Source organism: Hydrogenophaga sp., from assembly GCF_018780075.1.
Classification (GTDB): Bacteria; Pseudomonadota; Gammaproteobacteria; order Burkholderiales; family Burkholderiaceae_C; genus Hydrogenophaga.
The window spans coordinates 23,966-30,148 of the sequence record NZ_JADMKB010000090.1; the positions used below are offsets into that span (position 1 = coordinate 23,966).

Below are 6,183 nucleotides of genomic sequence, written 5' to 3' on the forward strand. Positions count from 1 at the left end.
GCACCGTCAAGACCGGGGCGCGGGCGGCCCCTCCAGGCCGTGCACCCACTCGCGCCAGATCGCCACCAGCAGTGCCATCAGCACCGGGCCGACGAACAGGCCCACCATGCCCATGGTGGTGACGCCGCCCACCAGCCCGAAGAACGTGGGCAGGAACGGCAGCTTCACCGGCCCGCCCACCAGCCGCGGACGCAGCGTCTTGTCCACGATGAAGAGCTCGACCGATCCCCAGGCGAACAGCGCCAGCCCGGCCACCGCGTTGCCGGAACCCACCAGATAGAGCGACACCAGCGTGAACGACAGCGGCGCGCCGCCGGGGACCATGGCCATGAAGCCGGTGAGAACGCCCAGCAACACCGGCGAGGGCACCCCCGCAATCCAGTAGGCCACGCCCAGCACCAGGCCCTCGCCGATGGCGATCAGCCCCATGCCGGTGACGGTGGCGCTCACCGTGGCCGGCACCACGCGCGAGAAACGCTGCCAGCGCGCGGGCAGCAGGTGCTCGCCCACCCGGTCCACCTGACCCGCGATGCGCACGCCGTCCTTGTAGACAAAAAACAGCGTGATCAGCATGAACAGCACCAGCAGGAACAGCCTGAACAGGTCGCCCGCCGCCTTGAACACGGTGCGCGAAATGTTCCCGATGTGCTGCCCCGAGAGCAGTTGCATCCACTCACCCAGCGCCTGCGGCTCGCTCAGGTGTTCGCGCCAGTAAGCCGCCAGTTGCGGGCCGATGAAGGGCAGCGCCTCGATCCAGGCCGGCACCGGTGCACCGCTGCGGTTGGCCTCGACGGCCCAGCGCACGAATTCGCTGGCTTCACGGATGGCGTAGTGCATCGCCACCGACAGCGGCACCACGAGCACCACCAGCACCACCAGCATCGCGAGGCTGGCCGCCAGCGTGGTGTTGCCGCCGCAGCGGCCCACCAGGCGGCGGTACAGCGGCCAGGTGGCGAAACCGATGATCAGTGCGGCGAGCGCCGGGACCAGAAAGCCGTGGAAAAAATAGACACCGGCGGCGAGGATGAGCAGCAACAGGCCGCGGGTGATGAGGGGAGCACGCAGGACAGGGGGCATCGTTTCATTCTGACATGGGGTGCAGCACGCGCCGGGCCCAGCCGGGCAGCGCATCGGCCTGCCACACCAGCTCGCCGCCGCGCAGCCGCGCCACCAGCCGCGGCGGCTGGAACGCCTGGTCGGGCGGCAACGACGTGTCGTAGAGCAGCGCCAGATCGGCCCGCCGCACCGCCACGCTCAGGTGGCGCACGGTGCGCGGGTAACGCGCGAGCACGCGTTCGGGAGGCACCGGGTGGCCGCCCTCCTCCACGCGCTGGCTCACGCGGCCGAGCAGCTGCTGCGGGTCGTCCACGCACACCACCAGCAGCACCACGGCAAACCCCACGCGCTGGGCGGCGCTCATGAGATCGAGCTTGGAAGTGTGGGAAAACACGGTCTCGCTGGCGAAAGACCGGCCTTCGGCGAGGCACTGCGCCCGCCGCGCGTCGGACCACTGGCGCGCCTGGCGCGAGCGCTCGGCGGGATCGGCCACGTGCTGCAGGTGTGCCGCCTCGTGCAGGTCGGCGTTGACGAACTCGGCCTCGGTCGGGATCAGTCGCTCGGCCGCCGCGCTGAGGTACAGCGTGGACTTGCCCGCGCCATTGGGGCCGGCCAGCAGGTAAAAAACCGGGGAAGCCAAACCAGGGTGGTCTTGGGCGGCGTCAGGCGGCGCGCTGCAGCGAGGCCTTCTGGCGGTTGGCGCTCACGGAGCTTCGCACCGCCTGCGCCAGCCGGCCGGTGGTTTCGGCCTCCACGAACCGCGATTCAATGGCGTCCAGCGATTCGTCCAGGGGCCCGCCGCGCTGGCGCGCGTCGTAGCGGGCGATCGCCTCGCGCGCCTCCTGCACCGTGAGGCCGGTTTCATCGGCGATGCGGCCCAGCGTGGCCCAGTATTCGATCTGGCCGGCCACCGAGCGGCGCTGCGGCTGGGCCGCCTCGCGCGCCTGCTGCACCAGGGCGGCGGGCAGTTTCACGGACGAAAACGGGCTGACGGCGTTGGACATGGCGAAACTCCTGTTTGGCGCATTTTGCGCCAATTTGACCCATTCGGCAATCACGGACAATCCCCGGCGACCCAGGAGGAATGCCCCCATGAAAAAACAAGGTGCCGTGGTGCGTTGGGACGACGCCAAAGGATTCGGCTTCATTCACAGCCCATCATCCAGCGCGCAGCTGTTCTTCCACATCCGCGACTGGCGCGGCAGCGCCGCCCCCACCCTGAACCAGCGGGTCAACTTTGAGGAAATCCATGTCGGTGGCAAGGGCCCAAGGGCCATGGATGTGCGTCCGGACGCCGACCGAACGGCCGCCCCGCCGCACAAGCCCCCTCGCACGGCGGCGCAGAGAGCCCGACCGTCGCAGCGTCCATCGACATCCCGCCGCGTGTCGCCGCACCGTCAGCCGGCATCGGCGGGGCCCGCGCTCGCGCTGATGCTCGTCTGGGCTGGCCTGCTGATCGCGGGCGTGATGCTGAACCGCCTGAGCTGGCTGTTGCTGCCTGCCGCGCTCATCTTCAACGGTGTCACCTTCTATGTGTATTGGCAGGACAAATTCGCCGCGACACAAGCCGGCTGGCGCACGCCGGAAAACACCCTGCACAGCTTGGGGCTGATGGGGGGCTGGCCCGGCGCGTGGTTCGCGCACCAGATCCTGCGCCACAAGTCGGCCAAACAGGCCTTCCGGCAGGTGTACTGGATGACGGCGATCCTGAACGTGACCGCCCTGGGCACCTGGGTGCTGCTGCCCTGGATGCCCTTGCCGCACTGAAGGAGCGCCCCCATCGGGCGGCGGGGCTTGCTAGACGCTGCCGAACAGCCGCGCGAAGAAGCCCCTCTTCTTCTGCAGGTGCAGCTCGCGGATCAGCTCTTCCTTGATCTGCGCCTTCATGTCGGACTCGCCGTGGCTGACGTTCTTCAGATAGACCTTGACCGCGTCGGTGTAGCTGCGGTCGTCGTTACGGATGTGGTTGAACAGCCAGCGCGAGAGCATGGCGTGCAGCTCGGACGCCACGTCTTCTCCCGCCTCGAAACGCATGTGGTATTCACCCACCTTGCGGGTGAACAGCTCGTGGATCTTCTTGTGCGGACCGGCAAACATGTAGCCGGCGTCCGTCATCAGCGACTCCTCGAACGCAAAGTGCGAGAGCGTGTAGTCAACCATCTCGTCGATCACCGCGCCCACGGCCTCACGGTCGTGGTGGTCGCGTGCGTCATAGAGCTGGTTGATGTAGTCGACGATGCGTTGGTGTTGTCCGTCGATTTCGCGGATGCCCGTTTCGAGATCGGGCGTCCAGTTCAGATGCGCCATGAAAAGTGTTCCTGTCAGGTGGCAGGGGCCGCCCGGAAAGCAACGGATTGTGAGAGAGAACCCGCAGCGCTGTGGCGGAATCCACCCGTTTCATGACCTATCTCAACTGTTTCAGCCCGATCGGAACGCCCGGGGTCAGAACACGCGGCTGACCTTGAACCCTCTGGCGGCCAGGAGTGCCGGAAGACCCCGCGGCCCCACCAGGTGCAGCGCACCCACGGCCGCGAACACGCTGGCACTGGCGTGCAGCCGCTCGATGGCATTCACCATGCCGGGGTTGCGCCCGTCCACCAGGCGCGCGTAGGACTCTCGCTCGGTTGGGGTGTTCACGCAGTCGCACCACTCGGCATGGGCCTCCAGGTCCTTCAGGTCGCCCGTCACCCACGCCCGCGTCAGGCGCTCCAGGGTGTGCACGGCCTGCGGGCGCTGCAGCTCGGCCAGTGCTTCACGGACCATGGTGGCGGCCTCTTCGTCGTCGCGGGCCAGCAGCGCCGAGAGCTGCGTCTGCACCGACTCCAGCCCCACCACCGGGCGCTGACGGCCCAGGCTGCGCACCAGCAACACCGACTCGGCCCCATAGAGTGGAAACAACCCCTGGCGCTGCGCCTGCGCCACGCCCAGCTGCATGACGTGGAACTCCGCCGCGCCGCGATCCAGGGTGTCCGCCGGCAGGCACTCGGTCGCCCAGGCCGCGCGCAGCGACCGCATCAGCTCGGCCGGCAGCGCGCGCGGCGGCCCCTGCATCGCGCCCTGCAAAGCCGCCTGGACGGCCGGGTCGGTGACGTCGATCTCCAGCGCCAGCGTGCCGGCACGAGACAAAGAGGCCTCGGTGCGAGGCCCCAGCGCAAACCACTCCGGACGCCCGGCGTGGAGGGTGCCGTAGAGGAAGGAATCACGCCCGTCGCGGCTGATGCGCCAGAGGAAGCCCCGGTCGACCGCCTGCTGCTGGGCTTTCTGCATCAGCTCGCGGCTGGGGGGTGAGGGTTGGGGTGGGCAAGCGCCTTCCGCTGACGGAGCAGCCAGCGCGGCAGCGGCACCAGACATGAAGCCACAGGCCAGCACAAGCGAGGCGAATCGGCGGATCAGCATGGTGAACGAACCACCCTTCAAACAAGTCAGCATGCGAACCCGCGCAACGGCGGGCCGCTCACCGCCTCGGCGGATTGGCACTAGCCCCAATCAGGCGACCGTTGCAAGCCGCGTCAGCCCGCAGCGGCTTCGGCCGGGTTGGAAGCGGGAAAAGCGCTTGCCGCAGCGGTAGCGGCACCAGCCGATGCCAGCGTTTTATCCAGCTCAGCACGCAAACCAGCCAGGGCGGCCTGCAACTGGGCGACTTCGGTTTCAAAGCTGGGGTTGGCCAGGCTGGACTCGGCCAGATTCAGCACCGCTTGCGCCTGGTCGACACGACCGTCCAGGATGGCCGTGGCTGCCGCCGTGGTCAGGGCTGTGCGCAGGATGTGGCTGTGCTGCTGGCGGGCGACGGCATTTTGCAGCGCCAGCCCCAGCGTGTGGGCTACCGCCTGGTAAACGGCGGCGGCCGCAAAGGGCTGGGTGAGCCCATCCAGGCTGTGCTGCAACTGGGCCACGCTGTCGGTGACCTGGTCATTGACGCTGCCGACCGCGTCAGTCATGGAGGCGGGCTCGCTCATTGCGGTTTGCTGGCCTGTCCGCCCAACAGCACCGCAGTGGCACGGGCGGTGACGGCTTGGGCCAGGGTGGCGGTGTTTTGCTGCTGCGCGGTGGCGTTGATCGCTGCCTGGCCGATGGCTTGCGCCATGGACTGGGCCAGCACACCAGCGGCTTGTGCGGATGCGTCGCCCAGAACCTGGACGTTGGATTGGGAGACGGCATCGGTGATCTGGTCATTGACCGAGGTGGGGAAGGCCATGGCAATCAGCTCTTGTCGCCGCCCAACAGGACTTGCACGCAACGGGTGGTGACGGCCTGCGCCAGCACGCTGGCTTGCTGCTGGGCAGCCGTGGCGTTTTGCGCTGCCAGGGCCAGTGACTGCGCCGTGGCCTGGAACAGGTTGCCCATGGCCATGGCGGGGGCATCGCCCAATACCTTGACGTTCGCCTGGGTGACGGCATCGGTGATCTGGCTGTTGACTGCGGTGGGAAAGGCCATGGTGTTGTCCGTTCAAAAGTTAAGGGAGCAAGGGGGAAATCGGGCTCGGATGACGAAAACGGATGGGCCTCAAGACGGCGAGCGGCTCGTTGCCATGCCCTGCACCGCACCGGACACCGCCGCCTCTGCCGCCTGCATGGCGGCGTCGATGGCCGCCTGACCAGCGCCCGGCTGCACATCGCCGACATCCGCAGTCGGCTCAGGGCTGGAAGCGGTGGATGTGGGCGCAGGAGTGGACAACAACGTGTCAACAGAAGGTGCAGTGTTTTCAGTCATGCGGCGAAGAATGCCATATTTTTTGTGACATCTTTCTGAATTGACCGCAAAGTTGCCACAGTCCCATCACCCCTATCACCCCGACCGGCAGGGGAGTCGGATCGCCCTACACCAGAATCGAGGCAGCAAGCCACGTCCGGGGGAGATTGAGTTCGGCAAACGCCATGGCGACGCGCCTTACTTCCCCCGGCCTTTGACTCCCGCTCGCGGCGGCAACCCGGTGTGCTGCGTCAAGATGCGCCCCTTGACCGGCGCCTTGCCTGCAGGGCTTGAAGCGACGCCCTTCCCCGCCCCGCCCGGCGTCGAATTCTTCTTCCGCGCGCTCTGATACCCACCGTCCGTCATCGGCTGAAACGTCGGGATCAGGTGGTGCTTGCCGTTGCCGATCAGGTCGGCCCGGCCCATGGCCTTGAGCGC

The 6,183-nt window shown here is 67.7% G+C and carries 11 protein-coding genes; 1 reads left to right on the plus strand and 10 read right to left on the minus strand.

Translation table 11 applies throughout. The features are described 5' to 3' along the window. Positions 1-6: 6 nt before the first annotated feature. From IV088_RS15005 to IV088_RS15015, 3 genes are read right to left on the minus strand one after another with little or no spacing between them, the layout of a single operon-like run. Positions 7-1,077: an AI-2E family transporter gene (locus IV088_RS15005; RefSeq protein WP_291103539.1), complete on the minus strand. Its 1,071-nt coding sequence runs from the start codon at positions 1,075-1,077 to the stop codon at positions 7-9. 4 nt (positions 1,078-1,081) lie between these two features. Continuing rightward, a complete protein-coding gene (locus IV088_RS15010) occupies positions 1,082-1,696 on the minus strand; it encodes an AAA family ATPase (RefSeq protein WP_291103542.1) in 615 nt (204 codons plus the stop codon). A 22-nt stretch (positions 1,697-1,718) separates the two neighbouring features. Continuing rightward, entirely contained in the window at positions 1,719-2,060 is a 342-nt protein-coding gene (locus IV088_RS15015; protein ID WP_291103545.1) for a hypothetical protein, read from the minus strand. Between the two features lie 88 nt (positions 2,061-2,148). Here IV088_RS15015 and IV088_RS15020 point away from each other — a divergent pair, with 88 nt between their 5' ends. Continuing rightward, positions 2,149-2,823: a cold shock and DUF1294 domain-containing protein gene (locus tag IV088_RS15020; RefSeq protein WP_291103548.1), complete on the plus strand. Its 675-nt coding sequence runs from the start codon at positions 2,149-2,151 to the stop codon at positions 2,821-2,823. Between the two features lie 30 nt (positions 2,824-2,853). Here IV088_RS15020 and IV088_RS15025 read toward each other — a convergent pair whose 3' ends face one another. From IV088_RS15025 to IV088_RS15055, 7 genes are all read right to left on the minus strand, one after another. Beyond that, positions 2,854-3,363, minus strand: a complete 510-nt coding sequence (locus IV088_RS15025; protein WP_291103551.1) for a bacteriohemerythrin — start codon at positions 3,361-3,363, stop codon at positions 2,854-2,856. Positions 3,364-3,498: 135 nt separating this feature from the next. Next, positions 3,499-4,452, minus strand: a complete 954-nt coding sequence (locus tag IV088_RS15030; protein ID WP_291103554.1) for a TraB/GumN family protein — start codon at positions 4,450-4,452, stop codon at positions 3,499-3,501. Positions 4,453-4,565: 113 nt separating this feature from the next. Then, positions 4,566-4,994: a RebB family R body protein gene (locus tag IV088_RS15035; RefSeq protein WP_291103557.1), complete on the minus strand. Its 429-nt coding sequence runs from the start codon at positions 4,992-4,994 to the stop codon at positions 4,566-4,568. A 14-nt stretch (positions 4,995-5,008) separates the two neighbouring features. Further along, positions 5,009-5,251, minus strand: coding sequence for a RebB family R body protein (locus IV088_RS15040; protein ID WP_291103560.1), 243 nt, complete (start codon positions 5,249-5,251; stop codon positions 5,009-5,011). A 5-nt stretch (positions 5,252-5,256) separates the two neighbouring features. Further along, positions 5,257-5,490, minus strand: coding sequence for a RebB family R body protein (locus tag IV088_RS15045; protein ID WP_291103564.1), 234 nt, complete (start codon positions 5,488-5,490; stop codon positions 5,257-5,259). A 69-nt stretch (positions 5,491-5,559) separates the two neighbouring features. Continuing rightward, entirely contained in the window at positions 5,560-5,766 is a 207-nt protein-coding gene (locus tag IV088_RS15050) for a hypothetical protein (RefSeq protein WP_291103567.1), read from the minus strand. A 177-nt stretch (positions 5,767-5,943) separates the two neighbouring features. Continuing rightward, positions 5,944-6,183 (minus strand): DUF3362 domain-containing protein (locus IV088_RS15055; RefSeq protein WP_291103570.1); only part of this gene is annotated, 240 nt, incomplete at its 5' end.

Excerpts from the sequence above, each read along its gene's own strand:
- IV088_RS15005 (WP_291103539.1), bottom strand. The coding sequence starts at position 1,077 with ATGCCCCCTGTCCTGCGTGCTCCCCTCATCACCCGCGGCCTGTTGCTG.
- IV088_RS15015 (WP_291103545.1), bottom strand. The coding sequence starts at position 2,060 with ATGTCCAACGCCGTCAGCCCGTTTTCGTCCGTGAAACTGCCCGCCGCC.
- IV088_RS15020 (WP_291103548.1), top strand. The coding sequence starts at position 2,149 with ATGAAAAAACAAGGTGCCGTGGTGCGTTGGGACGACGCCAAAGGATTC.
- IV088_RS15025 (WP_291103551.1), bottom strand. The coding sequence starts at position 3,363 with ATGGCGCATCTGAACTGGACGCCCGATCTCGAAACGGGCATCCGCGAA.
- IV088_RS15030 (WP_291103554.1), bottom strand. The coding sequence starts at position 4,452 with ATGCTGATCCGCCGATTCGCCTCGCTTGTGCTGGCCTGTGGCTTCATG.
- IV088_RS15035 (WP_291103557.1), bottom strand. The coding sequence starts at position 4,994 with ATGACTGACGCGGTCGGCAGCGTCAATGACCAGGTCACCGACAGCGTG.
- IV088_RS15040 (WP_291103560.1), bottom strand. The coding sequence starts at position 5,251 with ATGGCCTTCCCCACCTCGGTCAATGACCAGATCACCGATGCCGTCTCC.
- IV088_RS15045 (WP_291103564.1), bottom strand. The coding sequence starts at position 5,490 with ATGGCCTTTCCCACCGCAGTCAACAGCCAGATCACCGATGCCGTCACC.
- IV088_RS15050 (WP_291103567.1), bottom strand. The coding sequence starts at position 5,766 with ATGACTGAAAACACTGCACCTTCTGTTGACACGTTGTTGTCCACTCCT.